The organism is Flagellimonas olearia, from assembly GCF_009184425.1.
In the GTDB taxonomy this organism is placed as follows: domain Bacteria; phylum Bacteroidota; class Bacteroidia; order Flavobacteriales; family Flavobacteriaceae; genus Flagellimonas; species Flagellimonas olearia.
Genome location: NZ_WELG01000001.1, coordinates 661,033 through 687,279 on the forward strand (window position 1 = coordinate 661,033; position 26,247 = coordinate 687,279).

Annotated in this window: 19 protein-coding genes; 8 read left to right on the plus strand and 11 right to left on the minus strand. The window is 44.9% G+C overall.

Features of this window, described 5'->3' with window-relative positions; genetic code table 11:
- The 3 genes from F8C76_RS18665 to F8C76_RS02730 all read right to left on the minus strand — a co-directional run.
- On the minus strand, window positions 1-3,435 hold a 3,435-nt coding region (locus F8C76_RS18665; RefSeq protein WP_170283964.1), incomplete at its 3' end, for a cadherin-like domain-containing protein.
- An 11-nt stretch (window positions 3,436-3,446) separates the two neighbouring features.
- Window positions 3,447-3,995: a DUF4347 domain-containing protein gene (locus tag F8C76_RS02725; RefSeq protein ID WP_152130364.1), complete on the minus strand. Its 549-nt coding sequence runs from the start codon at window positions 3,993-3,995 to the stop codon at window positions 3,447-3,449.
- Window positions 3,996-4,461: 466 nt separating this feature from the next.
- A complete protein-coding gene (locus F8C76_RS02730; protein WP_129654519.1) occupies window positions 4,462-5,058 on the minus strand; it encodes a Crp/Fnr family transcriptional regulator in 597 nt (198 codons plus the stop codon).
- A 335-nt stretch (window positions 5,059-5,393) separates the two neighbouring features.
- On the opposite strand from F8C76_RS02730, the gene F8C76_RS02735 reads away from it, so the two are divergent.
- From F8C76_RS02735 to agaR, 7 genes are all read left to right on the plus strand, one after another.
- Complete coding sequence (locus F8C76_RS02735) at window positions 5,394-6,530, plus strand: SIS domain-containing protein (RefSeq protein ID WP_249042345.1); 1,137 nt, start codon at window positions 5,394-5,396, stop codon at window positions 6,528-6,530.
- A gap of 1 nt (window position 6,531) precedes the next feature.
- On the plus strand, window positions 6,532-7,455 hold the full coding sequence (locus F8C76_RS02740; protein WP_152130365.1) for a 1-phosphofructokinase family hexose kinase: 924 nt from the start codon (window positions 6,532-6,534) through the stop codon (window positions 7,453-7,455).
- Entirely contained in the window at window positions 7,448-8,398 is a 951-nt protein-coding gene (locus tag F8C76_RS02745) for a carbohydrate kinase family protein (protein WP_152130366.1), read from the plus strand. The genes F8C76_RS02740 and F8C76_RS02745 overlap by 8 nt, the downstream gene beginning before the upstream one ends.
- A gap of 1 nt (window position 8,399) precedes the next feature.
- Entirely contained in the window at window positions 8,400-9,242 is an 843-nt protein-coding gene (locus F8C76_RS02750; RefSeq protein ID WP_129654516.1) for a class II fructose-bisphosphate aldolase, read from the plus strand.
- Entirely contained in the window at window positions 9,223-10,218 is a 996-nt protein-coding gene (locus F8C76_RS02755; protein ID WP_152130367.1) for an amidohydrolase family protein, read from the plus strand. The genes F8C76_RS02750 and F8C76_RS02755 overlap by 20 nt, the downstream gene beginning before the upstream one ends.
- Window positions 10,219-10,237: 19 nt before the next feature.
- Window positions 10,238-11,683: a Gfo/Idh/MocA family protein gene (locus F8C76_RS02760; RefSeq protein ID WP_152130368.1), complete on the plus strand. Its 1,446-nt coding sequence runs from the start codon at window positions 10,238-10,240 to the stop codon at window positions 11,681-11,683.
- Between the two features lie 94 nt (window positions 11,684-11,777).
- On the plus strand, window positions 11,778-12,536 hold the full coding sequence (gene agaR, locus F8C76_RS02765; RefSeq protein WP_152130369.1) for a transcriptional repressor AgaR: 759 nt from the start codon (window positions 11,778-11,780) through the stop codon (window positions 12,534-12,536).
- 69 nt (window positions 12,537-12,605) lie between these two features.
- On the opposite strand, the gene F8C76_RS02770 is transcribed toward agaR, so the two are convergent.
- Genes F8C76_RS02770 through F8C76_RS02790 form a run of 5 tightly spaced genes read right to left on the minus strand, consistent with a single transcriptional unit; the run spans window position 12,606 to window position 19,130 of the window.
- Entirely contained in the window at window positions 12,606-13,685 is a 1,080-nt protein-coding gene (locus F8C76_RS02770; protein ID WP_152130370.1) for a serine hydrolase domain-containing protein, read from the minus strand.
- A 6-nt stretch (window positions 13,686-13,691) separates the two neighbouring features.
- Window positions 13,692-15,326 (minus strand): serine hydrolase domain-containing protein, encoded by a 1,635-nt coding sequence (locus tag F8C76_RS02775; protein WP_152130371.1) that lies wholly within the window; start codon window positions 15,324-15,326, stop codon window positions 13,692-13,694.
- A 4-nt stretch (window positions 15,327-15,330) separates the two neighbouring features.
- Window positions 15,331-16,629, minus strand: coding sequence for a M20/M25/M40 family metallo-hydrolase (locus F8C76_RS02780; protein ID WP_152130372.1), 1,299 nt, complete (start codon window positions 16,627-16,629; stop codon window positions 15,331-15,333).
- Between the two features lie 9 nt (window positions 16,630-16,638).
- The gene (locus tag F8C76_RS02785) at window positions 16,639-18,249 is read right to left on the minus strand and encodes an N-acyl-D-amino-acid deacylase family protein (protein WP_152130373.1); all 1,611 of its coding nucleotides are present in this window, start codon (window positions 18,247-18,249) and stop codon (window positions 16,639-16,641) included.
- Between the two features lie 2 nt (window positions 18,250-18,251).
- Window positions 18,252-19,130 (minus strand): aminotransferase class IV, encoded by an 879-nt coding sequence (locus F8C76_RS02790; RefSeq protein ID WP_152130374.1) that lies wholly within the window; start codon window positions 19,128-19,130, stop codon window positions 18,252-18,254.
- Window positions 19,131-19,297: 167 nt separating this feature from the next.
- Between F8C76_RS02790 and F8C76_RS02795 the strand changes: the two genes are divergently transcribed.
- Window positions 19,298-20,434, plus strand: a complete 1,137-nt coding sequence (locus tag F8C76_RS02795) for a formylglycine-generating enzyme family protein (protein ID WP_249042346.1) — start codon at window positions 19,298-19,300, stop codon at window positions 20,432-20,434.
- A 25-nt stretch (window positions 20,435-20,459) separates the two neighbouring features.
- Here F8C76_RS02795 and F8C76_RS19000 read toward each other — a convergent pair whose 3' ends face one another.
- From F8C76_RS19000 to F8C76_RS02810, 3 genes are read right to left on the minus strand one after another with little or no spacing between them, the layout of a single operon-like run.
- Window positions 20,460-22,406, minus strand: coding sequence for an OmpA family protein (locus tag F8C76_RS19000; protein ID WP_152131452.1), 1,947 nt, complete (start codon window positions 22,404-22,406; stop codon window positions 20,460-20,462).
- 11 nt (window positions 22,407-22,417) lie between these two features.
- Window positions 22,418-23,344: a PorP/SprF family type IX secretion system membrane protein gene (locus F8C76_RS02805; protein WP_152130375.1), complete on the minus strand. Its 927-nt coding sequence runs from the start codon at window positions 23,342-23,344 to the stop codon at window positions 22,418-22,420.
- Window positions 23,345-23,377: 33 nt separating this feature from the next.
- Window positions 23,378-26,158, minus strand: a complete 2,781-nt coding sequence (locus F8C76_RS02810; protein WP_152130376.1) for a T9SS type B sorting domain-containing protein — start codon at window positions 26,156-26,158, stop codon at window positions 23,378-23,380.
- Between the last annotated feature and the right edge of the window lie 89 nt (window positions 26,159-26,247).

Genomic DNA, 26,247 nt, shown 5'->3' on the forward strand with positions numbered 1-26,247 from the left:
TCCGTCACCATCGGTATCGGTATCCTCGGTCGGGTCTTTCGGGAAATCGTCATTGATGTCCAAGGTACCATCACCGTCATCATCGTCATCGGTATCATCCGGGATTCCATCACCATCGGTATCTTGGGCGGCAGTTATGCTTGCACTATACGTAGTGGTGCTCACGGCATCATCCCTATCTTTTACCTTAAAGGAAAATGAAGCATAGTTTGCACCATATCCCCCATTTTCGGTGGTGTATGTTAATAAGGTAATGTCATTGATCATGTCGTTGAGGGAGACCGGGTTTCCATTATATTCCAAAGTTCCATTGGCTGGAAGGGAAATAATCTGAATCCCATTGAAAGCATCACTTGGGTCATCATCCGTAAAAGTGAAATCGCTCACAGCAAAAGTATAGGCAATATCCTGAATCACATCCAAGGTAATATTGCCTCCCTCTGGAAGGTCATTCACATTGTTGATATTGAAGGTAACGGTTACAGTCGAAGAGAAAGAAACAGCATCTTCAAAATTATAGGTGAAGCTATCTGTGCCAGACTCATCACCATCATGCTCATAGGAGAAAGTACCATCGGCATTAAAAGTAAAGGAAGCTGCATGCGATGGACCTGAAATCAAATGGTACACCAAGTCATCGCCATCAACTTCCACATCGTTGGTGGAAACATCCTCATTCAATGAGGCGTTTTCATCCAAATTGAAGCTATCCGCATTTGCCACGGGCAAGTCGTCTTTCGGCAAAATGGAGAGTGTAATTTTGGCCGTTGTTTTCTGACCTTGATCATCCAATTCATAGGTAACGGTATCCGTACCATTTTCGTTGGCATTTGGGGTATAGACCACCTGATTGCTTCCGTTGACCACAGCTGTACCTTTGGTACCTTGTGTGGTAATGGTCACTGTTGGGGTCACACCTGTATCATATACGTCATTGTAGAGTATATCAATAGGGTCTGATGGGGTATCCTCGTCCAAAATGGCCAAGTCGTCATCCGCGCTTACGACAAGTGTGATATCGTAAGGACCAAAAGATGCCGTACCTTCGTTGCCAGCATTATCTTTTACCTCAGCATGGATGTACCACCCAGAACCCCCACTGTTGAAGGAAGTCGTTTTTGACTGGCTGTTGCTCCAAGAAGTCCATGCAGCATTGTCCGTGGCTGGAGGGGTGGCACTTTGCACTTTGGCAAAACGTTGCACATCAAAACCACTACCGCCATTTTCATCTTGGAACACCAATAGAATGTCTGTGTCGGTATCCAAACTTCCACTTGCAGGGTTTGCCGTAATGGTCGGTACGGTATTATCGTCCACAATGGTAAGTGTTCTATAAAACGGCTCCGACCATACTCCTGTATCGGTCTGTGTTCGCATACTGATGATATAATCGGCCGATAGATTATTGTAGGCCGAGAAATCAGTGATTGGGGTCGAAGCATTATAAATCTCCGAATCTATCGGGTCCCCGTCGCCATCATAGGTGCGCTGGGTAACAATCCATTCTTGAGTTGACAATGTTCTACCATAAGGGTCGATGGAATTATCAACAATGGTTATGGTCATATTACCAGAATAAGTATTCAATACATCTGGTTGTATTGTAAACTGGGCAATTGGCAAATCTGAAGAACCACCAGATCCAGCTGTTTTTTCAACATAAATACTTGCAGGGCTACTCCAGGTACCTTGGTGATCCTGAACACGTAGCATCACCAAATATTCACCATCACTGACAGCGTTTTTGTCAAAGGCTCCAGTGTTCCAATCGTTGGTGGAGGCTGCATCTACGGATTTCCATTTCCATTCGGATTGGGCAATACCATTGTTGGCACCTCCATCCAAATCATAGGATGTATTATTGATAAAACCGGTATCTGCACTGTAGGTGAAACTTGCTACGGGTCTTCTGTGAAAATAAAGTATGGTAGGTGCCGTTGGAAAATCTTCAAAGGTGAAAGTATACTGGCCTACCTTATCGTAGGTTTCAGGCAAATCATCAAGATATATACCGGACCATGAGACTCTACCTTCGGAATTATCAAAATAGGTTTCGTCATGGGTGATGCGCCATCGACCATTGGGGTAACTGGCATTGGCGGTATTGGTCTTCAATTCTGTGGGTGTCACGTCTATTTCCACAGATCGGTCCGTGAAGAAGACTTCCCCATCAGTAATGGTCCCAAACTGATACTTTTCATAAATGTATTGGGCCATTTCATCAATCCAAGTGGACCAACTGCCTGAATCCCTGTTAATAAAAGTACCTTGGTTATTGTTTTGGGTGATAAAGCGTTCAAACTGCACCTCATTGGTGTTTGTTCCCCATCCAATATAGTGAATGTCCTCGTTGATGGTACGCATTAAAATTTCGGCCAAGTCGGCATCATTGTCAAAATCAGCCACCTCAAGGTCGTCCAAGTTTACGTTAAATCGCAAGGCGCTGTTTCTCCATTGGGGTTCACGCAATACGTCTTTAAAGGCACGTAATTCCAATTTTTCAATGTTGATGTCCTTGAAATATGCTCCGGATTGTTCATGCACGTAAAAACCATAGCTGCCTTGGGCATGGGTAGTGTCATCAAAATTAAAGGCTTCCACCCAATCGGTTCCGGCAGTGCCACCACCACCTCTTCGGGAGACTTTGATATTATTGCCATTTAAGTCAATTTTAAAGTCTATGGTCTGTCCATTGAAATATGCATCAAACATGTCCGCTCTAGTTCCGTTCCATCCATAAGTAGCGGAGCCGGAATTTCCACTATTGGTATTCAATGCCAATACGGTTATTGAGCCATTTTCTACTTTAATGATTGCTTCTGCGGGGTCACCATCGGTTCCATAACCGCTAATATTACCACAAGCTGAGTGGTTATCTATAATGTAGGCATAGAAGTTCTGGTTGTCCACTTTTCTAAAGATGAAACCTACTTCACCATGCGCATAAGGAGCTTCACTGAGTCCCCAAGTTGCTGAAATGGAACCGTCAGCGATATCCCCAGTGGGATCGTACATGGCAAACCCCCATCCGTAGGAAGTATACCTGCCCACAAAATCTGCAATGACCCGGTTGGTTCCAGAGTCAAAGGAGAAATAATCCCCAGTGTATGAGCCGTGTACGGGTGGTTCGGTTCCGTTGAAGTTCATTTTGTTCCAGCTGTTGAAAATGTCGCTGGCATCTGCTTGGTCCGAGGATATGGAGCTTCGTTGAAAAGCCTCTACCCTTAGTTTTCCCAAGGGAATTCCTTTTAAGTGCATGGCTTGTTCCAGATCATCCTCAAAAGTGGATAGATCTAGATTAGCCGACCCTACGGTCACCATTACGTCTACATTGGGTCCTTGTTCTACCTTCATATCCACCGTTTGGGCCTTTACGGTCCCTGCCAGTAGAAATAGTACGAAAAGCGATAAAAAGCTTGTAAAAGTCTGTTTCATGGTCGGTTGATCTATTGAAATATTGAATTTTGTGTGGGTTGGTTCATAGTGGTATGGTCAAACGTAAGGTTGCTCCCGAAAACTGAGCTGCAGTTGGTGGGTACGGCAATGTTGAAGTACGATTTATCACTGATTTTCTTGAGTAGGGCCAAACCTTCCGTATTGGACCCCAGGTTGCAGTCATAGATAATGAGCTGAATGTGGTCGCCTTGGTAGAGTCCTTCCAGCATGGACAGCTCAAATTCTTGATCTACACCATCGGAATCGTAGGTGGTGTTTCCCAGTTCAAAAGTATTATAGCTTGCATTGGCAAACAGGTGGATCGCCAGTGTGGAACGATGATTTTCCAGGTACTCCCTAATGGATTTCCAGGGATTCCCATTTCCATCAATTTCCAATACCTCAGCATTGCTGGGCAAATTGTCCATGACCTGTTGTTTCTGTGAATACTTGGCATCCAGGACTACAACACTGTTGGATTGTGCCATGGTTGCAGTCACTGCAAAAAGGAATAGGCAAAAAAAGGATTGCATAAATTTCATGTAGATTGAATCTTTCATTGATTTTTGGTTTAAGGTTGTGTCAATTGTTTTTTTTGGTCTTTATTTCGGTTGAGTTAAGGCATAGGAAGGTCATGCCTGCAAAATCGAGGCAATTCACTTAGTGGTTCCAAAATCTATGGTACCGTCCTTAAATCAGGAAAATGTATGGGGTGGGTTCTAGTAAATCTCTTCCATAAAAGGGAACTATTTTTAGTTGGTTTTTAGGTTGTCGTGTTTGTTGTTTTCTTACAATCACAACATTGAGAATTGTACAATTTTTCTTATTCTTCACCTAAGAAACGGAGGTGGTATAGTCTTATTTTATGAAATCGTTCGGGGAATTGACAAATATCAATTTAGAATCATTTTCTTACACTAAATGAAGCGGAATAACCCCTAAACCCCCTGTTTCAGTAGAATGGGCAAAGGGTAATTCTTACAAAAGATAGGTTTGGCGGAGGGTTTATAGCCTTGATACGGCCTTCTATAGGATTTCCTTCATGATGCGGGAAAGGGTTTCCGGTCTCATGGCCAAAAAAGAAGCCAGATGTTTTCTGGGGATTCTTCCTACAATATCGGGTCTAATGTTTTCCATAAAATAGAGAACCCGCTTTTTTGCATTGGGAATTCGAGCTAAATACACCCTATGCTCCGCCAAAATATAGTATTGTTCGAGCATGATGCGATTGATTTGGCGTATTTCCGGAAAATGATTGAGGCAATACTTATAATCTTCATAGTCCAGATAGTCGCAATGGGTTTCCTCAAGACTTTGGATAAACTCCCTGCTCTTCTCATTTCTAAAGAAACCTGTTATAGAGGTAAAGATTTCATTTTCAGAGTCAATCCATGTGGTAATCTCTGTGGAATCAATTAAAAAATACCCCCGGACCATACCTTTTTTTATAAGGTAGAGTCTATTGCAGACTTCCCCGGCCCTGCTAATGATTTCATTTTTTCTGAAAAAGCAGCTTTTAATCTTGTTGGCCAGATAGGACTTAAGCTCTGAACTGAGTGGATAAATGGAATTAAGGTACAGGATAATGAAGAGATTCTTCTCTAAATTCTGGTTGGCATGCATTTGGAATGCTGGTTTTGGTATAAAGTATTGAACAATGCTTCAAAAACACCAAAATGGGGCGGGACAGGTATTTTTGGACCCGAAAGATACGGCTTGATACGTATATGAAGTAATGTTTTTGTTAAAAATAAACATTTGCACCACAGATATTGATATTTATCAATTTTCGTCTTTGGTTTAATAGGCCTTGATATAAATACAAATACTTTGAAAATAAATTTATTTTAAATAAAAAGGAAACGAAAGCTTTTTTTTGTGAAACATTTTAGTTTATTTTGTTGATAGGTCAGCTACATAGAGTTGGCCATACCTAACCAATAAAGTAGAATATGACCATGGAAATGGTAGAAAATAATAAAACCTATACAGAAATAGAGATTTTCCAGCAACCTGAAGTTTGGAAAAAAGTCTTCGAGGAAATTCAGGGACAACGGGATGGGATCGGCAAGTTTCTCTCCTCTCATTTGTCGAATGGCAACACAACCATATTGTTGACGGGAGCCGGTTCATCTGCCTTTGTTGGGGAATCGGTGGAACTTGTCATTGCCGAGGCTACTGGGCTCAATACTAGGGCCATTGCCACCACAGACTTGGTTACGCATCCTGAAGCAGTGAACCCTTTATCCGACACTCCTGTTATTTTGATATCCTTTGCACGATCCGGTAACAGCCCCGAAAGCGTGGAAACGGTAAAGTTGTTGGAGTCCAGATTGGGAAAACTAAAACATCTGGTAATTACCTGTAACCCGGACGGAGCCCTCGCCAAAATGGCGGAGCGGGATTCCTCCACACATTATTGTATTGTATTGCCAGAGGAGACCAATGATAAGTCCTTGGCCATGACCAGTAGTTTTTCATCCATGCTGCTTTCCAGTTTATTGGTGTTCAACTTGGACAAGTTGGATGAGGCACAGGCTTGGGTAGAGCATGTTGGAAAGGAAACTTCCAAGATTTTTGATAACGCAGAACTTTTGAAGGACTTGGCTCGCTTGGACTTTGATCGGGCCATCTTTTTGGGGTCAGGTCCACTTTTGGGCATCGCCAATGAATGCCATCTGAAGTTACAGGAACTCACAGATGGTCAGGTAATTTGTAAACACGATTCCTGTTTGGGTTTCAGACATGGCCCTAGGGCCGTGGTCAAGGAAAATACCTTGTTGGTCTTCTTCCTGTCTCCTGATGCCCATGTGGCCAAATATGAGAATGATCTTGTTTCCAGCATTGTTCAAGGGGGTGGTTATCTTGATATGGTCTTGGTGGGACAAGAAAACGAATCCATGGAATCAAACTATATGGTTCCAGTAAACAAGCACCCCAATGATGTTGCAGGTGTTTTTATCTTGCCCTATGTGGTCATAGGTCAGCTTTTGGGACTCTATAAATCGCAGGAGTTGGGACTGAATCCTGATAATCCTTCAGTTAACGGAGCCATTAGCAGAGTGGTGCAAGGAGTAACCATATACGAGAAGTGACATGATTCTTTGTATCTGTCCAAATCCGTCCATTGACAGTTATGCCTATTTTAATGCGTTTGAAATAGGTTCGGTCAACCGTATGGAAAAAATAAAACCCTATCCGGGAGGAAAAGCGACCCATGTTGCCTTGGCTTTGGCCGAAATGGGAAAGCAAGTGACCCTCTTTGGGTTTTGGGGTGGGACCACAGGGCAATGGATTAAGAAAGAATGTGAAAAAAGAGGAATACAGGTTGAAGGGGTAGAGCTGTCTGAAAACAACAGGCAATGTTATACCTTCCGTTCGGAAGATGCTTCTGTGGCCAACACCGAAATTTTGGAACCTGGGCCAACCATAAGTCCAGAAGATTGGGAAGCCTTTACCCTAAAGTTGCAGGAATTTGTGGAGCGATCGGAAATGGTGAACCTGTCGGGCTCTTGGCCCAAAGGCGTACCGGAAAATGCAAGTCAGGTTGTGGCCCAAAGCTGTAAGGGTTTGAACAAGAGATTGATGTTGGACGGAACTGGAATCCAATTAAAGAATGCCCTTCAGTCCGGGTTTTATGGACTGCATATCAATGAACATGAGGCCAAAGACCTTTTTGGAACCGAGGACGCTGAAAAAGTACAGGGAGCTTTAAAGGATAACGTGCAACTTCTGGCGCTGACCAAGGGTAAAAAAGGACTTTACCTAGCGGATGGAGCTGAAGTGGTACATGCCCTAAAACCTTTGGAGAAAGTAATCAGTACCGTGGGTAGTGGGGATTGCCTTACCGCAGGTATATTGTATGCCCTTTCGGAAAATAGGTCCTTGGAGGAAGTGGCCCGCTATGGAGCGGCCTTTGGGGCGGCCAATTGTGTCAATGACGATTTGGGCATGCTAAAACATAAAGATGTAATGGACTTTTTACCATCGACCGAAACCAAACTTTTGTGCCATGGCTAAAAACGATCTACTGGTAGTTGGGGAACTTAATGTGGACCTTATCCTTAATGGAATTCAAGGGTTTCCCCAAATAGGAAAGGAAATTGTGGCCAACGACCTAACGCTCACTTTGGGAAGCTCTTCGGCCATTATGGCCGCCAATGCGGCGGCATTGGGTCTTTCTACCGGTTTCGCCGGAATGGTGGGCAATGATCAATTTGGGGATTATGTCCTGGAAACCTTGGAAGAGCGTAACGTAAGTACGGCTTTCGTGAGAAGGTCGGACAGCTATCAAACAGGGGTGACCGTAGTGATGAATTATGATGAGGACAGGGCGAATGTTACCTATTGTGGGGCTATGGAGGCCATGACCTCTTTGGATATCCCATGGTTTGAAATGTCTAACTATAGACACTTTCATTTATCCAATTTCTTTTTGCAGAAAGGACTCCATCAAGAGATTACGGCCATATTTAAAAAAGTAAAGAGCCTGGGGCTTACTACATCACTGGATTTACAATGGGATCCTGCTGATGTATGGAATTTTGACTACAAAGAATGTCTGCCCTATGTTGATGTATTTATGCCCAATGAAGCGGAAATTTTACGACTCACCCAAGAAGATAGTGTAGAAAGTGCGTTGAAACAGGTGGAACCCTTTGCCAATACCATAGCCCTCAAAATGGGCAGTAAAGGCAGCTTGGGAATCAAGAATGGGAATCGGATCCAAGCATCGGCCTTCAAGGCTGATGTTTATGTGGACTCCATCGGTGCAGGGGATTCGTTCAATTCTGGATTTATTGCAAAATACCTGCAAGGGGCAGAACTTGGGGATTGCCTTTTGAATGGTAATTTGATGGGGGCCATCAACACCACAATGGCAGGAGGAACAGAGGCTTTCAAGGATAAAAAAGCCCTACAAACGAAAATAGAACAATTACAACATAGCAAAACAACATCCTAGTATGGAGCTTAAACAAACACTGAAAGAATTCACAAAACAGGGGCGAGGGCTTTTGGCGACAAACTACTATAATGTGGAAACCTTGCATGGCGTACTTAAGGCGGCATCGGATTTAAATGAACCCATTATTTTACAGCTGACCAAGAGTTCCATTGATTATATGGGACTTGAGACAGCAGTAAATTTAGGACGTTCCGGACTAAAACAGTTTGGCGTTACGGGTTGGATACACTTGGATCATGGAGGTTCCGTTGAGTTGGCCCATAGATGCCTGGATGCCGGATTTGATTCCGTGATGATCGATGGAAGTGAGCTCCCATTTGAAGAAAATGTGGCCATGGCACAGGAAGTAGTGGAATTGGCCAAACAATACAAGGCCCATGTAGAGGCCGAACTGGGTTTTGTGGCCAAATTGGGTCAATCTACAGAAGGAGCAGGTTTCACCCAACCCGGTGAAGCCAAGGATTTTGTGGAACAAACCGGGGTTGATGCCTTGGCCATTGCCATTGGAACGGCCCATGGATTTTACAAGAGCGAGCCCAAGTTGCAGTTGGAGCTTTTAAAGGAAATTGCAGCGATTACCCCTTCAACCTTGGTGTTGCACGGTAGTTCGGGTGTACCCCATGATCAGGTGCAAAAAGCCATATCCTTGGGGATATGCAAGATCAACCTCGCTACGGAAATCAAGAATATCTTCATGAAAACGCTCCAGGAAAGATTAAGGAGCAATGAGGAAATAGACCTTAGGAAAGTCTTTCCTGTGGCAACCAATGCTGTCACGGAATTAGTGAAGACCAAACTATTGATGGTAAAGAACGAAAACCATGCTACGACCATTCTTTGATGCCCATGTGCATCTGAATACAGAAAGTGGGGAAAAGATGAAAATGGCCTTAGGCCATGACGCCTATTTTTTGTCCATAAATACAGAGGTCCCTTTCTTTCCTTCTTTAACAAAACAGGAAGATATGGTCCATTCCTTAAACGCAACTTTTGGAGATCGTGCTGTGTATATCTGTTCCTTTGATATGGAACGATGGGGGAAGGAGGACTGGTTGACCAGTGTATTGAACCAAATCCAGAAGGGTATCGCCCGTGGGGCGAAGGGAGTAAAGATGTGGAAAAATATTGGCATGGATGCCGAACTCCGGGATGAGAATGGAAATTTTCTCATGCTGGACCACCCTGCATTCGATCCCATTTATGAATACATTCAGGCCAATGATTTGGTTCTTATCGGCCATCAAGGGGAACCCAAGAATTGCTGGCTGCCCTTGGATGAGATGACCGTGGATTCGGACCGCAACTATTTTAGTGCGCATCCTGAGTACCATATGTACCTTAACCCCGAGTATCCCTCTTATGAAGCCCAGATTGAGGCGAGGGACAATATACTTAGGCGTCACCCCAAATTAAAATTTGTGGGCTTGCACCTTTTTAGTCTGGAATGGAATCTGGATGAGGTGGCCAAACGGTTGGATGATTTTCCAGAGACCATGACCGACTTGGCGGAGCGAATTTGCCATGTACAATATCAAGCATTGGAAGACCGTGAAGGGGTGAGGGATTTTTTTATCAAATACCAGGACAGGGTCATTTATGGGACAGATGTGATTGATGATGGTTCCCTATCTGGTAAGGAAGTGGCAGATAGATTGGAACACTTATGGAAATTCCACTGGGAGTTCTTTGCAACGGACAATACCATGGAAGCACCGGAATTCAAGGGAAAATTTAAAGGCTTGGCCTTGCCCGAGACGGTGCTTGAAAAGATTTTTTATACAAACGCTGTCAAAACCTATGGGAAGCCAGGGAATTGATGGACTAAAACTCAATCTTATGAAAAACAACAGGAGAAATTTTATACGCTCAGTCTCCATAGCGGGAATTGGCGTTGTCGGTGCCAATGCACTGGTTTCTTGCAAGAATGAATCTTCATCATCGGCTACCGGGGCGGGAACTGCTACATCGGTCAAGGATTATGGGAAACAGATTTTTAATATGTCCGGATATGCGGCTCCAGCATTGGAGACCGTTCGGGTTGGATTTATAGGATTGGGAATGAGAGGCCCGGCTGCTGTCGGGCGCATCAGACTTATTGAAGGCGTTGAAATAAAGGGTCTCTGCGATTTGGTTCCTGAAAAAGTGGAAAAGGCCAAAAAAATATTGGAAGATACCACGCATACCCCCGATACCTATTCCGGTAGTGAGGAGGTTTGGAAAGAGATGTGTGATCGTGATGATATCGACCTGATCTATATTGCCACTCCTTGGGCACTGCACACCCCTATGGCCGTATATGCCATGGAAGCTGGTAAACATGTTGCCGTTGAGGTTCCAGCGGCCAAGACCATAGACGAATGCTGGCAGCTGGTGGAAACTTCCGAGAAAACCAAGAAGCATTGCATGATGCTGGAAAATTGCTGCTATGATTTCTTTGAACTATTGACCTTGAATATGGCCAGACAAGGATTCTTTGGGGACATTATCCATGGTGAAGGAGCCTATATCCATGATTTGGTGGGCCTCAACTTCAATAAGGAAACCGGATATGAGGATATGTGGCGTTTAAAGGAAAATGCCACTCGTAATGGAAGTTTGTATCCTACCCACGGCTTGGGTCCCATCTGCCAGGTCATGAACATCAACCGGGGAGATAATATGGACTACCTTACCTCATTATCCACGAATGATTTCACCATGCATCAAAAAGCGGTGGAACTGGCCAAGGAAGATTCTTTCTTCCAAGAATATACCGATGCTGCCTTTAGGGGTAATATGAACACCACCTTGGTCAAGACCAAAAAAGGAAAGAGCATCATGATCCAGCACGATGTAAGCTCACCCAGACCGTATTCCAGGATACATTTGGTGAGCGGTACCAAAGGTATTGCCCGTAAATGGCCCGAACCATCCAGGGTGGCCACTGGGCATTCTTGGTTCACAGAGGAGGAAATGAAGGCCTTGGAAGAACAGTACACCCCTAAGATTGTGAAGAAAGTGGGGGAAATGGCCAAAAAAGTAGGAGGCCATGGAGGAATGGACTTTATGATGGATTGGAGGCTTATCGACTGTTTAAGAAATGGACTTCCTTTGGATCAAGATGTGTATGATGCAGCACTTTGGAGCGCTGTTGCTCCTTTAAGCGAGCAATCCGTTGCCAATAGGTCGCAATCCATTGATGTTCCAGACTTTACCCGAGGTAGTTGGGAAAGCAATGCCCCAGTGGATATTTCTTTGGAGAAGGGAGCCACTACAGGGGTCAATATGAGCGTCTTAGGATAGCTTTTCAATCAGGATTAATGCCAATAGGCGGTTTTTTGGTTATAAGATTAAAGTTATATTTGCCTTTGTAGCTAACCATAGGCAATAAATTTTGATGAAAAAAACTGCATACCGTAGGGCGAAAATCCTTGAGGAACTCGATAAGGATGGCCAAGTAAATGTCAATATGCTCAGCAAACTCTTTGGTGTCAGTGAAGTCACCATTAGGAATGATCTGGACAAATTAGAGAAGAACAATTTATTGGTCAGGGCCCATGGAGGGGCATTCAAATCCAACAACCTTATTCTAACCTTCAGTCAGAAGAAAAAACTGAATATGGAAGTGAAGACCCGGATTGGAAGAAAAGCCGCCTCACTTATAGAAGAAGGAGATACCATTCTCTTGGATTCTGGAACGACCACTTTTGAGATTTCAAGGTTTTTGCGAGACTTTCAAAAGCTCACCGTAATCACCAATGCGTTGGACATTGTGAACAACTTGGCCCAGCAAGACAATTTGGAAGTGTTCATGCCTGGAGGATATCTCAAGGAATTTTCAATGTCCTTGGTAGGGCCGTTGGCCGAACGTAACCTGAAACAATTGTCCTGTAACAAGCTGTTCTTGGGGGTGGATAGCATTAAACCGGATAAAGGCGTATTTACCCACCATATTGAAGAGGCCCAGTTGAACCAGCTGATGATCAATCTTACCGAAGAGGTGATTCTGGTTTCCGATAGCTCCAAATTTTCCAAATCGGGAATGGCATTTATCTGTGAATGCGATCACATCCATAAATTGATCACGGACAATGGCATTTCGGATGAGCACTTAAAAGCCTTGGAAAAACATAATGTGGAAGTGATAGTGGTATAAGCCCTTCAACAACATAATACAAAAGCCCCATTAATGGGGCTTTTTACTTTTTTGATATTTCTTACGGAATCATTTGAGGGTGTCGTCAAAAATTTCGGCGGCCTTTTGGGCTGCTTTTAAACGCACACTGGAGGAGTTCCTCCGGCCATAAATGGCTTTCGTCTTGAAGGCCAAAACCGTCTCTATGGCAGGATATACCGTTATGTTCTGGCCCATGGCCCCTTTGGCAGAATAGGCTCCTTCAAAACGAGGGTCATCCACAGTTTGCCATAGCCACCACATATATCCGTAGCCATAATTGATGCCTGTTCCCTGGAAAACGGGAACATTGCGGTTGAGTTCTTCATGTGAGGTGCGGGATTTCAACATTTCATTTACCCAAGATTCGCTGAGTACTTGGACATCTTTCCATTTGCCCTTGTTGAGCATCAGTAAGCCCAAACGGGCCATGTCACGGGTGGAAAACCACATGGGATAGGCTAGATATTTTGAAATGGAAGTATTGCCTTCCTTTTGTTGTACGGAGCGGTCCCAATCCTGCATATGCAATGGGTTGGCCAGTTGGTGTTCTACCTCGTCGTAGATGTTGCGGCCGGTCTCTTTTTCAAAAATGTAGCCCGCTACATTAAAGTCCCAATTGCTGTACAGCCAATAGCTTCCGGGTTTTACCGAACCCCGCTTGGGGGCATACTCCTGCATGCCACCGGGATACCCTTCAGGATGATACACTCCTGATCGCGCAGAGATAATATCCTGGATGGTAGCGGTCTGTTCAATAGGGAGGATGCCTTCCACGTCATCTATGCCAAGTTCTTTGATCGTTTTATTGAGGCGGATAGTGCCATCTTCCACATATGGCCCGTAAAGCATGGACAACACACTTTTCCGACAAGAGGCAATATAACTGAGTTCCTCCAAATCGCCATATTCAAAAACTACCTTGCCCTTGTGAACAATCATGAGTCCGGTAATTTTGGTGCTATCGATAAGGTATTCTTGAAACGCCTGTGCCTTTGGATTTTGCCAAGCCATGGCTTCTTCTGGACTTGCTTTGTGCCATACGCGGTCCGGGAACTCTTGTGCCTCAAGAGCAAAGCATGCGAGTATAAAGAAAGCCGTGAAGACTTTGTTGAGGTCAGTTGTTTTCATATTGAATCATTCTGTTTTCTTGAACCAAAGGTTCCGAGCCCTGCCGTTGGATGCCCGCATACCTTTTATGTTTCCCGTATCATCTCTGATAAATGTTAGTACACTCAACGGATACTCGCCCTCGAAGAGGTCTTTTTGCTTTTGATGGAGCTCTAATTTCCCATGCCGGATATGGTGGGCGTACAGTTGTCCATCTGAAAAATGGAGGGTATAGGCCGTTTGGATTTCAGGGGCGTAATATGTACCGACATACTCCTCTGCATTTTTTGGGTCCAACGCCACAGGGGAATATTTTTTAAAGACCAAGGGGGCGCCGCTATTGCGCTGCAAGGTCATTGTATTTCCATCAAAGGTGAGCACGGTTTTGTTTTCAGGGTCAACTGCCTCGAACCTATCGGAGTCCATGGGGATGAATTTTGGACTTCCCCCAATCAAAAGTAGGGTATCCCCACTTACTTCAATTTTCTGCTCTTGAAGGGTAATATCATCCCAATATAAGCCTGCATAAGATTGCATTTTGGCTTTTGAGACTCTTTTTAGAGACTTAGGTGCTGGTGAGTGGGACGGCTCTAAAAGAACTTCTGCAATTTTTGAAACCTTCGAAGCTGGGGACGCGCTGGAAAAATTGGTAAGTACTACAATACTCATTTCTTTTTCGGGAAACACGGCAACGTTGGAACGGAATCCGCCAATGGCCCCTCCGTGGGTAATCCGTTTTTCACCGAAAAGTTCATCCACATTCACCCCAAAGGCATATTGATTGGGACTGCCGTCATTCAAGGGGTCCATGGTTAACATGAGTTCGAATGCTTTTTCCCAACCAGAGATGGGTTCATAAAAGTTTTTCAAGTACCCTAAAAGATCATCGGTGGTGGTGTGCATGTTCCCGGAGCCTACATACCCCCAATATTCCACGGCACGTTCAAAACCATCAACGGTGGGGAGGTACGAAGTTGCATTATTGGGCATAACCCGGTTGTATTGGTCTTCCACGTAGGTATTTTCCATTCCTAAGGGAACAAATACATCTTCCCGCATATAATCCACAAACGATTTGCCCGTGACTTTTTCAATAATGTTCGCCAAGAACATATAACCGGTGTTGCAATACAGGTATTCCGCCCCGGGGTCAAAATTCAATTCTTGCTGATCTATAATGATTCGATCCAGGTCTGCATTGGTCTTGGCATCATCACCCCGCCATCCCGCCAAGGAAAAAAGGGCATGGAGGCTTCGTAGCCCACTGGTGTGGTGCAGCATATGGCGTATGGTGATTTTTTGCCCAAGGTTGGGCAATCCATCAATATAAAGGTCAATGGTATCGTCCACAGATAGTTTGCCTTGTAGATGCAACAGAACAATCCCCAAGGCACTGAACTGTTTGGAAACCGATGCCACATTGAACTGGGTTCCCGGGGAATTCGGCACCAAATATTCCAAACTGGCCAAACCATACGCTTTGGAAAAAACTGTTTTATCCCCCTGCATTACGGCAATGGCCCCTCCGGGGTGGTTGGGACGGTTCCAGTCGAGGAACAGACTGTCAATCTGAGCTGTTTTATCCTCGGATAACTGGGCGAAAGCCATTCCATAAAATAGAAAAGTGACGAGGAACAATGGAGTGTAAAAAGAACGTTTCATGGTATTACTTTTTAAGTCCTGCTTCGGCCAAAGTGATCAATAGGGCCAGTTTAATGGATTCGGGCCCTGTTTCATCATTCAGGTACCATTCGTGGAGGGAGTGTGCCCCTCCACCTTTACCGCCCCTGCCAATACATACGGAAGGAATTCCTTTGGACACGGGGATGTTGATGTTGGTTGAACCACGACCCAATTTGGGTTCCACTCCAAAGTATTCCGTGGCGGCCATTGCTCTTTGAATCAAGGGTAGGGAAGGGGAAAGCTCCCCGGAAGGACGGTCTCCAATTTGGACCAATTCATAAGTGACCTCACCTCTTATACCGCTGGAATTATATTCGGAGATGGCCTCTTCTACGGAGGTCTTGAACAAACGTTCAGTTTCATCCAGATTCTTGGGATCTATTGCGCGCATATCAACTTCCATCCAAGATTCAAAGGGAATGGAGTTCACCGAGGTTCCTCCACCCATTCGGCCCACATTAAAACTAGTTTTTGGGATATTTCCCGAAGTATAGGCCCATGCATCGGATGAAAAGGTGGAGATGATCTTGCCCAGGGCATGGTGCGGATTGGCGAGGCCAAAATCGCCCCACGAATGGCCGCCCTTACCTCTAACAATTACTTTGTAGCGTTTGGAGCCCAGTCCGGCATTGCTGATTCGGCCAATATCACCACCATCTATGGCAATCCAGGAGTCGATATCCAGTCCAGATTCGTTGAACAGATATTTCATGCCCCGAAGGTCTCCCAGACCTTCTTCACCTACGGTTCCAACAATAAGCAGGTCTTTTTGGGTCTGGATTTCGGATTGGTTCATGGCTTTCAACAGACTGATGAGCATGGCAAGGCCACGGGTGTCATCCCCAATACCGGGAGCTTTTAGGGTATCACCTACTTTAGTGACCGTTGCATCGGTACCTTCCGGGAAAACCACATCCAAATGGGCATCCACTCCCACAAAACCGGATTCCCCTGAAGTTCCTTTCCGTAAACCGATAACGTTGCCCACCTTGTCGGTCCACAGACTGTCCACTCCAGCCGCAAGTAACATTTGGCCAAAAGCTTTACCTCTTTCCTCTTCTTTGAACGGAGGGGCCAAGATTTCAGTCAGGGTCACGAGATCTTTTGCGGTTTGATCTTCTTGTGAATCGATATGTCCAAAGGCAGTCTGCACCTTTTTGGACTTGGCCAACTTGGCAATTTCTTTGGTATACTCCTTTTCGGTTTTGACACTCTGCTGTGCAGAAACACAGACAGATATCAGAGCAATGGCTATGAAGGGAGCTTTTAAATATGATTTCATAGGTCTATTCTATTGTTTTCGCAATACTTTACCGGACCGGGCATCTACAAAAGTGCCATTGTCCACGGTTAAATTTCCATTTACAATGACAAAGGGGATGCCTTCCGGATATTGGTGCGGTTTTTCAAAAGTAGCTTTGTCAATGACAGTTTCAGGATTGAAGATGACCATATCCGCCTTCATGTTTTCCTTGATCTGTCCTCTGTCCGTTAGTCCTAGGGTCTGTGCGGGCAAAAGGGTCATTTTCCGAATGGCTTCTTGAAGTGACAAGGTCTTTTTCTCACGTACATAATGCCCGAGTACCCGAGAAAAGGTTCCATACCAACGGGGATGAGGGTGGCCCATACCCGGTTCTACCAAACGCCCATCCGAACCTATCATGGTTTGTGGGTGTTGCATGATCCGCGTTACATCTTCCTCGGCCATGGCATGAAAGACACAGGCAGCTCCGCCGTTCAATTGTGCCTCAATGACCAGTTCCGCACCGTTTTCCACGGTGGGTTCCAATCCTTTTTGTTCTACCCAATATTTTAATGTTTTTCCCTCCAGTTCAGGTTGCCATTCCACTTTTGCAAATTGAATACGGTTCAGGTCGGAACCTCCTCTATCATTTAAAATGTTGAAGACAATGCCATTTCGGATGCTGTCCCTAAGTATGGGGTCCGAAACTCTTTTTTCAAAGGCTTCCAGTCCTCCGGCCATGGACCAACTGGGAATGATGACGGATATTCCGGTATAGCTGGCCGTATACGGATATTGGTCCATTTTGATGTCCAACCCCCTTGCTCGGGCAGAATCTACCATGGACAGGGTACGGGAACTTTTTCCCCACATGGGTTTTCCTATGGCCTTGTGGTGGGTGAGCACCACAGGAATATCGGCCTGCTCGGAAATTTGAATGGCTTCGGCAACGGCATCAAAAAGGCCCAGACCTTCTTCCCGAAGGTGGGAAGTATAGATTCCACCATATTTTGAAGCTACCTTGGATAGGGCAATGACCTCTTCCACATTGGAAAAAGTGCCTGGTAAATACTTAAGTCCAGTGGAAATCCCATAGGCTCCCGCCTGCATGGCACTGTCCACTTGGGCTTCCATGGCTCTTTGTTCTGTTGGGGTGGGAGTTCGGTTTTCCAACCCCATGATGTTTCTACGGATGGTATTATGTCCAACCAAGTAGGCGACATTCATTCCGATGCCTTTGGCTTCAAGGCTGTCCATAAAAGACCCCAAAGGCCATGGAGAACCCCCATCAGGTCCGCCCAGTGCCGTGGTGACCCCTTGCCTTACATGGCTTTCGCAGGAAGAAAGTTCCATAATGGGTTCCAAATGCGTGTGCATGTCAATAAAACCGGGAGCAACAGCAAGCCCTTGGGCATCTATGGTTTGGGTGGCGATGGCATCGTCCAGATTCCCGATCATAACGATCATGGAATCCTTTATGGCAATATCGGCCATGATTGGGGTGTTGCCAGATCCGTCATAAACGGTTCCGTTTAAAATCAGAAGGTCATAATTCTTCGTGCCTCCACACGAAAAAATGAATAAGAGGCATAGTCCCACACCGATTTTTTTAAGGGAATCAAGGTATGGACGGGTATTGGTTTTTCTAAAATTGTGCATGGTTATACTATCAATGTTGAGGAATCCAATTGCTTGAGTTCTGCAAAGGCTTCCTGTAGTTTTAAGGTGGTTTTTCCAATGGCGTCCGGAACATGGAAACGATGTTCCCCAAGTTGTGCAATCGAGGCAATTTGGGTTGTAGTTCCAGTGAGGAAGGCTTCATCCATTGAGGAAACCACATTGGCGGCGATGGGCTCTTCCACCACAGGAATCTCCAGATTCCGGCACAATTCCAGCACAATTTTCCGGGTGACACCATTTAAGATGTGTTCGTTGGCCGGATGGGTGTACACTTTTTCATCCTTTATAAAAAAGATATTGGTATGGGAACCTTCAGTGATCAGTCCATCCCGGACCAGTACAGCTTCATCCGCGTTTTGGTTCATAGCCATTTCATTGGTCATAACATTGCCCAATAAGGAAATGGACTTGATGTCACACCTATGCCAACGGAAATCAGGCTCAAGAATGGCCGTTATATTTTTTGAGTTGATATGGGGAAGTGAAAAAGGCAGGGCATACATCATGGTCGTAGCGGGGTAACCCTTCGGATAGGCATGCTTTCTCGGGGCCACGCCACGGGTCACTTGCATATAGATCAGGCAGGATTTTTCCTCGAGGGAAGCAGCGTGCAACAGAGGAGCAATTTGGGTCTCTAATTGACCAACATCATAAGCAATGTTGATTTTATCCAAATTCTCTTGCAAGCGGTCCAAGTGGGCCTTTTTATAAAATATGCTATGGTCCAATTGCACCATGACTTCGTAGATGCCGTCCCCAAAAAGAAACCCGCGATCAAATACCGATATCTGGGCAGCATCAGAGGGATAAATGGTCCCGTTCAGGAAAACCTTTTCAGGAAAATTACCTCTTGGAAGCATAGTTGGTGGTCGGTTTTAAATGGTATTGCTTGTGAAGGTAACGGTTATTTTCCTAAATAAAAACTCGATTTTGACAGGGCTATGGGGATTTTTTACCGTCTGGATTTAATACCTTGCAAGGGTAACAGAATTGGAAGTCATAATAAAGTTTCAGGAAGGTATTTTGTATGGAAGGAAAGCTAAGGGGCGTGTATAGTGTGAGTGGATTGTTAATGGTATTGATTACCCTATCGTTATTAAGTTGCGGGGAAAAGGAAAAGAAGCAAGAAGAGGATGACAAGGAATCCCAAGTAGAGGAGAAGTTGGACCTTTCCTCTTTGGATACCATACCTCCCATTGCTATTCCCGAAGGGATGGTATGGATTCCTGGAGGGGTGTTTATGCAAGGAGCTGTGTCATCAGACAGGATGGCCATGCCCCATGAGAGTCCTGCCCATGAAGTTGCGGTAAACGGTTTTTACATGGATGCGCATGAGGTCACCAATGCCCAATTTGCTGAATTTGTGAAACAAACGGGGTATATCACTGTAGCGGAACGCGAGATTGAATGGGAGGAAATGAAGAAGCAACTCCCCGAAGGAACGCCCAAACCCCACGATTCCATTTTACAGCCCGGTTCGTTGCTGTTCAAAAAGACAAAATCCAGCGTGCCCAATCTTTATGATTATTCCCAGTGGTGGAAGTGGGGTATCGGCACCAATTGGAAACATCCCGATGGACCGGAAAGTTCCCTTGAAGGAAAGGAGAACCATCCCGTGGTACACATTGCTTATGAAGATGCCATTGCGTATTGTAATTGGGCGGGAAGGCGCTTACCCACCGAAGCGGAATGGGAATATGCTGCCCGTGGCGGTAAGGAAGACGCCATTTTTTTCTGGGGCAATGATTTGGAACAGCTCAGTTCAAATGCCAATACCTGGGAGGGGGAGTTCCCGGTGGAAAACCTCAAAGCCGATGGGTTTGAGAAGCGTGCCCCGGTAATGTCCTATCCCCAAAACGGGTATGGTCTCTATGATATGGCCGGTAATGTATGGGAATGGACCAATGATTGGTACAATACCCAATATTATGGACAGCTCCAAGCCGAACAGCAAGTGGCTTTGAACCCGCAAGGAGCCTCAACGCCCTATAATGCCACTAACCCCTATGCCCGAGAAAAGGTTATCAAGGGAGGGTCTTTTTTATGCAGTGCCTCCTATTGTGCCAGCTATCGCATTTCGGCACGGATGGCTACCAGTCTGGATTCCTCTTTGGAGCATTTAGGGTTTAGGACTGTTCTAGATCCGAGCATGATCAAAGAGTAACTTGCTTGGGAACAGTCCTATGGCACTATTTTCTGGCGTTTTGGTCTCCCAAATCCTTTTCCACAATGATGAAATCGGATCGGCGGTTGACCAGATGTTCCTGTTCACTGCACCTGACTCCGTTGGAGCAGTGGTTCCTGAGTTGATACTCCCCATAGCCTCTTGCGCTTTCAATTCTGTTGGAATCAATGCCTTTGGCAATGAGGTAACGCATGGTAGACTTGGCGCGGTCATCGGACAATTTTAAATTGTATTGATCGGAGCCCCTGGAATCAGTGTGCGATTCAATCTTGATTTTGATGCCTGGAAATTCGCGCATGGCAAAAAGTACCTTTTCCAACTCAATTTCTGCCCGTGGGGTAATGTCAGACTTATCGTATTCAAAATAGATAGGATTCACTTTGATTTTTTCGATGTCTCCATCCTTAATGACCAAGCTTTCGAAGGGGGTTAGATAAATCATGTTGTTCATGGAGGCCTTTTGAGGATTTTCACCAGTGGGCACAAAAATTTCCTTTTTCACGTATTTTGGTTTGATGAACACCAGTTTATTTTCCTTGTTGCAAGGCAATACGAAACGGAAGAATCCGGTTTCATCGGTTTTCATGGCATCCAAAAGTCCCAAGTTCACATCGTAGAGTTCAATACTGGCCAGAGGAATGGGTTCGCCGGTTTTTTCATCCAGTACATATCCGGAATATTCAAGACAATCAATAGGCTTGGCCTTTTTTAAATAGTAGATGTCGTCGTCCCCGGCACCACCAAATCGGTTGGATGCAAAATAACCATCCCCTGAACTGTGGTCCATTACCAATGAAAAGTCATCCATATTGCTATTGATGGGCTTTCCAAGGTTTTGGGGCAGGCCATAACTGGTTTTGGACTTGATCGTTGAGGTGAAAATATCCAACCCACCCAGACCATAATGACTATCCGAAGAGAAATATAGGGTATTGTCATCCACAAAAGGGAACATCTCCCTGCCTCGGGTGTTGATGGTCTCCCCCAAGTTCATGGGCGGGGTAAGAGCATCGCCGTTCAAGCCAAGTTCAACCACGTACAGATCGCTTTCTCCATGCCCACCCGGCATATTGGATGTAAAATACAGATACTTACCATCCGGGCTCAATGCCGGATGTCCACACGAGTATTCCTTACTGTTGAAGGAAAGGGAAGTAACATTGATAAGGGTATTGGCATAAATCGTTCCTTTTAGGATCTGCATATTGGAGAGTCCTTCACTATTGGCATTTAGTTTGTTTTTTTTGATAAAATTCCTGGTAAAATAGATGGTGTTGGACCTTGGGTCAAAGGCCACATTGGAATCGTGAAAAGAGGATTCCAGGTTTTCCAGAAACTTTTCAGGAACAAATTGCGACATGTGGGGGTTGGTGAGGTAGAGGTCTAGGTACGGTTGGTTGTTCCACGGATACAATTTTCCATTGGATTTTAGGGTGTCCCTGGCCGATGCAAATACCAGCATATCATCATAGATTGAAGGGGAAAAGTCTGATTTATCACTATTGAATTCCAGATTCTGAACTTCGTATTTGGGGTTTTTCAGCAAAAGGCTATCGAGGTTTCTTTTTTGTGCCATGATCATATCCAATCGGTTTTGATCGGAGTAAAAATCACGAAGAAGCTTATCAGCTTGATCGGCTTGCATGCTGGCCTTTAGACATTGAACCAGTTTGATGATATTGTTTTCACCCATTCTATTGCCCTCAATGGCGTAGAGTTTCTGATACCAATCCTTGGCTTTTTGATATTCATTCCGGTTAAAATGACTATCGGCCAATCTTTGGATTACATGGATGGAAGGCCTACTTTTTCGCATGGCCAAATCTTGATAGAGTACAATGGCCTTTTCAAATTTGAAATCGTTGAACAGTTCATCGGCCTTTTCCAATTTGCTTTGTGGAAAAACACTGGTAAAGACAGATAGTGTTAGGAAGAGTATTATTTTTTTCATCATGGTGCTTTTTAAAAGAATCTGGGGGACAAAGCCCTTTTGTTGGCATTAAAAACGGTGTATTTCAAAATAATCTCGTGAGAGCCGTCATTGTAGTTGTCCAATCCAGAGGTGGAATAATCATAGGCATAGCCTATAAAGAATTTTTTTGCCAAGTGGAACCCGGCCAATGCGCTGATGGCATCATCGTAGCGATAGGCGAGTCCAAAGCTTACTTTTTCTTGGAATAGGAAGTTTGCCGAGACATCCACGGTCAAAGGGGCTCCCGAAACATGCTTGGTCAATAAGGCAGGTTTGAACATGATGGAGCTGGAAACATCAATAACATAACCTCCCATAAGGTAATATTGGGTTTTCCTATCGGTCACGGTAACCTCATTGTCATTATATATTTGCGAATTCATGAGGTTGTCACTGGACAATCCCACATACCAGTTGGTACTGTAAAAGAAGGCGCCAACCCCAAATACGGGTCTGGTCTTGTTCAGGTTTTCCGCAAATATGGGGTCTTGGTCATCCGCGTAATTTCCCTTGGACCAATCTATGGATAGGATGTCCAGTCCAGCATTCAGGCCAAGGGAGAGTTTGGTCTCTAGCCCTGTTGGGATCTCATAGGCGAAATGTCCGTTGATCTTTACATCGTTGGATGCCCCAATTTTATCATTGATGGCCGTTAGGCCAAGACCGATTCGTTTACCGGTTCTCCCTTGCACGGTGAACGATTGGGTTTCTGGAGCTCCGTCCAAGCCAACCCATTGTGTACGGAAGAGCACATTGGCCTCGAAATTGCCGGAGGTTCCCGTATATCCTGGGTTGAGTACCGTGGTATTGTACATGTATTGGGTGTATTGCGGGGCTTGCTGCGCCTGTAGTTTGGTTAGGGATAGGACCAAAACCAGACCTGTGAGTATGCCGAGATTCTTTATGTTGCTATTCATAATTATTGGATTTATAGGTTTGGGATTTGGATTTTATCGTGCCAGTTGTAGCCAACCCACAAGATTTCTGTTGAGCTCGGGAATATTTACCACATAATAGTAGGTGCCTGAAGGGAGGTGTTGCCCTTTGCCCATGACACCGTTCACATTGGCAATTCCATCCCAATTGTTCTGATAGTCCATGGCTTCGAAGACTTTATTACCATTACGATTGAAAATCTGGAGCGTGTTGGAATAGTTTTCTATACACTCTATTTCAAAGAAATCGTTGTAACCATCATTGTTTGGGGTGAACTCGTTGTAGACCTGTAAACAGAACTCTTCCCCCAATACTTCCCCGCAGTCTTCAACTTCCACTTGTAGTTCTGTGGCTTCGGTCGGGGTACAACTGGTGCTGTCCTCATATAGAACACTGATTGAAGTGTTTTGAAGTTCGGTCCATATGACCGTGGCACTGGAGTCGGTTGTACCTCCACCATCGACTATGGTTCCTCCTGTAACAGTCCAGGTGTAGTTTTGTTTTCCACTTTCCGTGGAGTAAGTGTATTGTTCTTCTTCCAGACAGGCTTCACTTGTTTGCCCCGTCAAGGTTATGGGTTGGTCCTCCAAGAGGGTAACGGTAATCCCAATCCGCGTCAAGACAGATATGGGAATATCCAAAATACCTGCAAAGTATACAGAGCCATCGACCAAAGGAGTATTGAGGTCAAGGGCTACCGAGGCGTCCAAACTATCAAAGAACACGATGTCGTTTCCTGCCACTTGCAAATCCAATAAAGTGGGATTGTCGGATGCACAGAAAATCTGAAGAAGATCATCTACGATAAGTTCGGGAAGATCCACCGTGATATCTCCGGTCAGGGTACAAAGTGCCCCTTCCAAGAATACCTCAATGAGGCCATCAACATCCAAAGCCATGTCGGTACCATCAACTGCAATATCAAAAGCCAAATTGGTATCCAAGACCCCGGTATAGATTTGTCCATTGATGAAAAGGGAGACGGTATCCCCAACATTGGCATCACCGTTTACTGATCCTGTTACATTATAGGAGGGAGCCCCTTGAAAAAAGTCAATCAGATTTGAAAGGCTGATGACAGGGGTTGAGTCAATGGTAATGCTATTGGTAGAGTCAATAATGTCTACCGTGGCTTGGGCCAAATCCCCAGCGGCATTCTCACAACCGGCGGAAGCTTCGGTAATACGCACATAGAAGTTGTAGGGTCCACCGGCTTCATCCAGACCGGTTATGACAAGGGTCCCATTTGAAGTAATGGAATAGGTAACGGGGCCTTGGACAAGTCCATTGGTGATTTCATTGGTGCCATTGATATCAAAATACCACGTATAGGTTCCGTTGATTGTGCTTGAGGGAACAAGGGTAACTTCGCTGGATGAGCATATGGGGCTTTCATCCCCGGTAATGTTGATATCACCTGCCGTAGGGATGTCAACCACGGTAACGGTAACAGGCACCCTTGGAGATTCCTCTGGACAACCTGGCTTGGCTGCTGCCACATAATAGATAGAGGTGGTGTTCAACACAGGAGTTGTATAAGCTTCTCCTGAATTTACGGTGTCCAACAGATTTCCACCCGTTTCGGCATCATACCATCTTAGTTCGTTGCCCCCGGTAGTTGTGGCGATTAGGTCAACGGAGTTTCCGGTGCAAATGCTCACATTTTCCGAATTGGCATCCAATATAGGTAGGGCTGGAGCCCGATAAATATCAAAAATCTGCAGTTGCTGTTCCAGCGCAACATTTAACAAGGATGACAGACGGACTGTGATTCGGGTTGCTTCATCACCAGGTGCAACCGCTATGGTTGCTTTTTGACCATCTTGGAGCAATCCCAAGAGATCTAAGGTCAGTATATTGTTCAGGCTCTCTGTGTAAAAGGGGGACTCAGCACCATTTTGGGCAATTACATCAATGGAATTGGCCACCCCGGCTTGAAGCAGAGAAGGATTTATGGCCAGGGTGATATAATAATTATCATCAGAGTTGGAGGGTGTATCAAAATAGGCAGTCTGTTCTATACTTGCAGCGACACCCAATATACCGAGACTTAGTTCTGAAAACGTATTTATATCACCGTCCAGAACCAGATGGGGATCGGTGACACCAGCCCCGCCCAAGTCCAGTAGGTCCAAAGTGAGCCCAGTACCCGTAAAGGAAGTATAGGTAGGGAGACCACATGAGGCCAATCCTTGATTGTGGAAAGCCCCAAAAACATCCAAGGTCTTGGTATTGTTGAGTCCAAGCAATGCCCCTATCTGATTGGTCATCCGTATGCGGTTGTATTGGGCATTTGGAGTAATGGCCATAAAATAGTCATTATCAACATTGGTCACCACTTTCAGTTGACCGGTAGCAAATGCATTAGCCTCACCTGATGCTTCCTCCAAAACGGTGATACTGCCATTTTTTGCGGTCACTGTAAATTCTTGGTTCCCTATAAGGACAGCACCTGCAATATCCGATAAGAGTCCTCCAAGGCTTCCTCCCAATAGATAGGGAAGAAGTTCATCTTCCGTTTCCAGTTTAACATATGATGTAGTATTGGGGTTCAAAGCTGATGGAAATTCCATTTCCAAATGTCCTGAGTAGGCCCCAACACCCAATAGGATACCGGTGCTGGCCCTTATTCCCGCATTAGTGGTTAAACTACCGTCCACAGCATTTGCGGACAGATCTACTTCGTCTTCACTTACAATGGTTGTTGCAATGGTTTGTCCTGCAATATTAAACGAAATTAAAAAAGATAAAATGAGAAATATGTAATAATATTTCTTAAGTATTGATTTATCCATATCTAAAGCATTTTATTTTTGTATATAACAGAAAAAAATGTTAAATATTTTGAATCGACGGAAAATACTTACTAAAAAAGAAAGAAATA

What these genes read in the sequence shown, in the direction of transcription:
- F8C76_RS02770 (WP_152130370.1), bottom strand. Translation starts at nt 13,685, where the DNA reads ATGAAAACAACTGACCTCAACAAAGTCTTCACGGCTTTCTTTATACTC.
- F8C76_RS02785 (WP_152130373.1), bottom strand. Translation starts at nt 18,249, where the DNA reads ATGCACAATTTTAGAAAAACCAATACCCGTCCATACCTTGATTCCCTT.
- F8C76_RS02760 (WP_152130368.1), top strand. Translation starts at nt 10,238, where the DNA reads ATGAAAAACAACAGGAGAAATTTTATACGCTCAGTCTCCATAGCGGGA.
- F8C76_RS02740 (WP_152130365.1), top strand. Translation starts at nt 6,532, where the DNA reads ATGATTCTTTGTATCTGTCCAAATCCGTCCATTGACAGTTATGCCTAT.
- F8C76_RS02795 (WP_249042346.1), top strand. Translation starts at nt 19,298, where the DNA reads ATGGAAGGAAAGCTAAGGGGCGTGTATAGTGTGAGTGGATTGTTAATG.
- F8C76_RS02745 (WP_152130366.1), top strand. Translation starts at nt 7,448, where the DNA reads ATGGCTAAAAACGATCTACTGGTAGTTGGGGAACTTAATGTGGACCTT.
- agaR (WP_152130369.1), top strand. Translation starts at nt 11,778, where the DNA reads ATGAAAAAAACTGCATACCGTAGGGCGAAAATCCTTGAGGAACTCGAT.
- F8C76_RS02750 (WP_129654516.1), top strand. Translation starts at nt 8,400, where the DNA reads ATGGAGCTTAAACAAACACTGAAAGAATTCACAAAACAGGGGCGAGGG.
- F8C76_RS02755 (WP_152130367.1), top strand. Translation starts at nt 9,223, where the DNA reads ATGCTACGACCATTCTTTGATGCCCATGTGCATCTGAATACAGAAAGT.
- F8C76_RS02730 (WP_129654519.1), bottom strand. Translation starts at nt 5,058, where the DNA reads ATGCATGCCAACCAGAATTTAGAGAAGAATCTCTTCATTATCCTGTAC.
- F8C76_RS02725 (WP_152130364.1), bottom strand. Translation starts at nt 3,995, where the DNA reads ATGAAAGATTCAATCTACATGAAATTTATGCAATCCTTTTTTTGCCTA.
- F8C76_RS02790 (WP_152130374.1), bottom strand. Translation starts at nt 19,130, where the DNA reads ATGCTTCCAAGAGGTAATTTTCCTGAAAAGGTTTTCCTGAACGGGACC.
- F8C76_RS02805 (WP_152130375.1), bottom strand. Translation starts at nt 23,344, where the DNA reads ATGAATAGCAACATAAAGAATCTCGGCATACTCACAGGTCTGGTTTTG.
- F8C76_RS19000 (WP_152131452.1), bottom strand. Translation starts at nt 22,406, where the DNA reads ATGAAAAAAATAATACTCTTCCTAACACTATCTGTCTTTACCAGTGTT.
- F8C76_RS02775 (WP_152130371.1), bottom strand. Translation starts at nt 15,326, where the DNA reads ATGAAACGTTCTTTTTACACTCCATTGTTCCTCGTCACTTTTCTATTT.
- F8C76_RS02735 (WP_249042345.1), top strand. Translation starts at nt 5,394, where the DNA reads ATGGAAATGGTAGAAAATAATAAAACCTATACAGAAATAGAGATTTTC.
- F8C76_RS02810 (WP_152130376.1), bottom strand. Translation starts at nt 26,158, where the DNA reads ATGGATAAATCAATACTTAAGAAATATTATTACATATTTCTCATTTTA.
- F8C76_RS02780 (WP_152130372.1), bottom strand. Translation starts at nt 16,629, where the DNA reads ATGAAATCATATTTAAAAGCTCCCTTCATAGCCATTGCTCTGATATCT.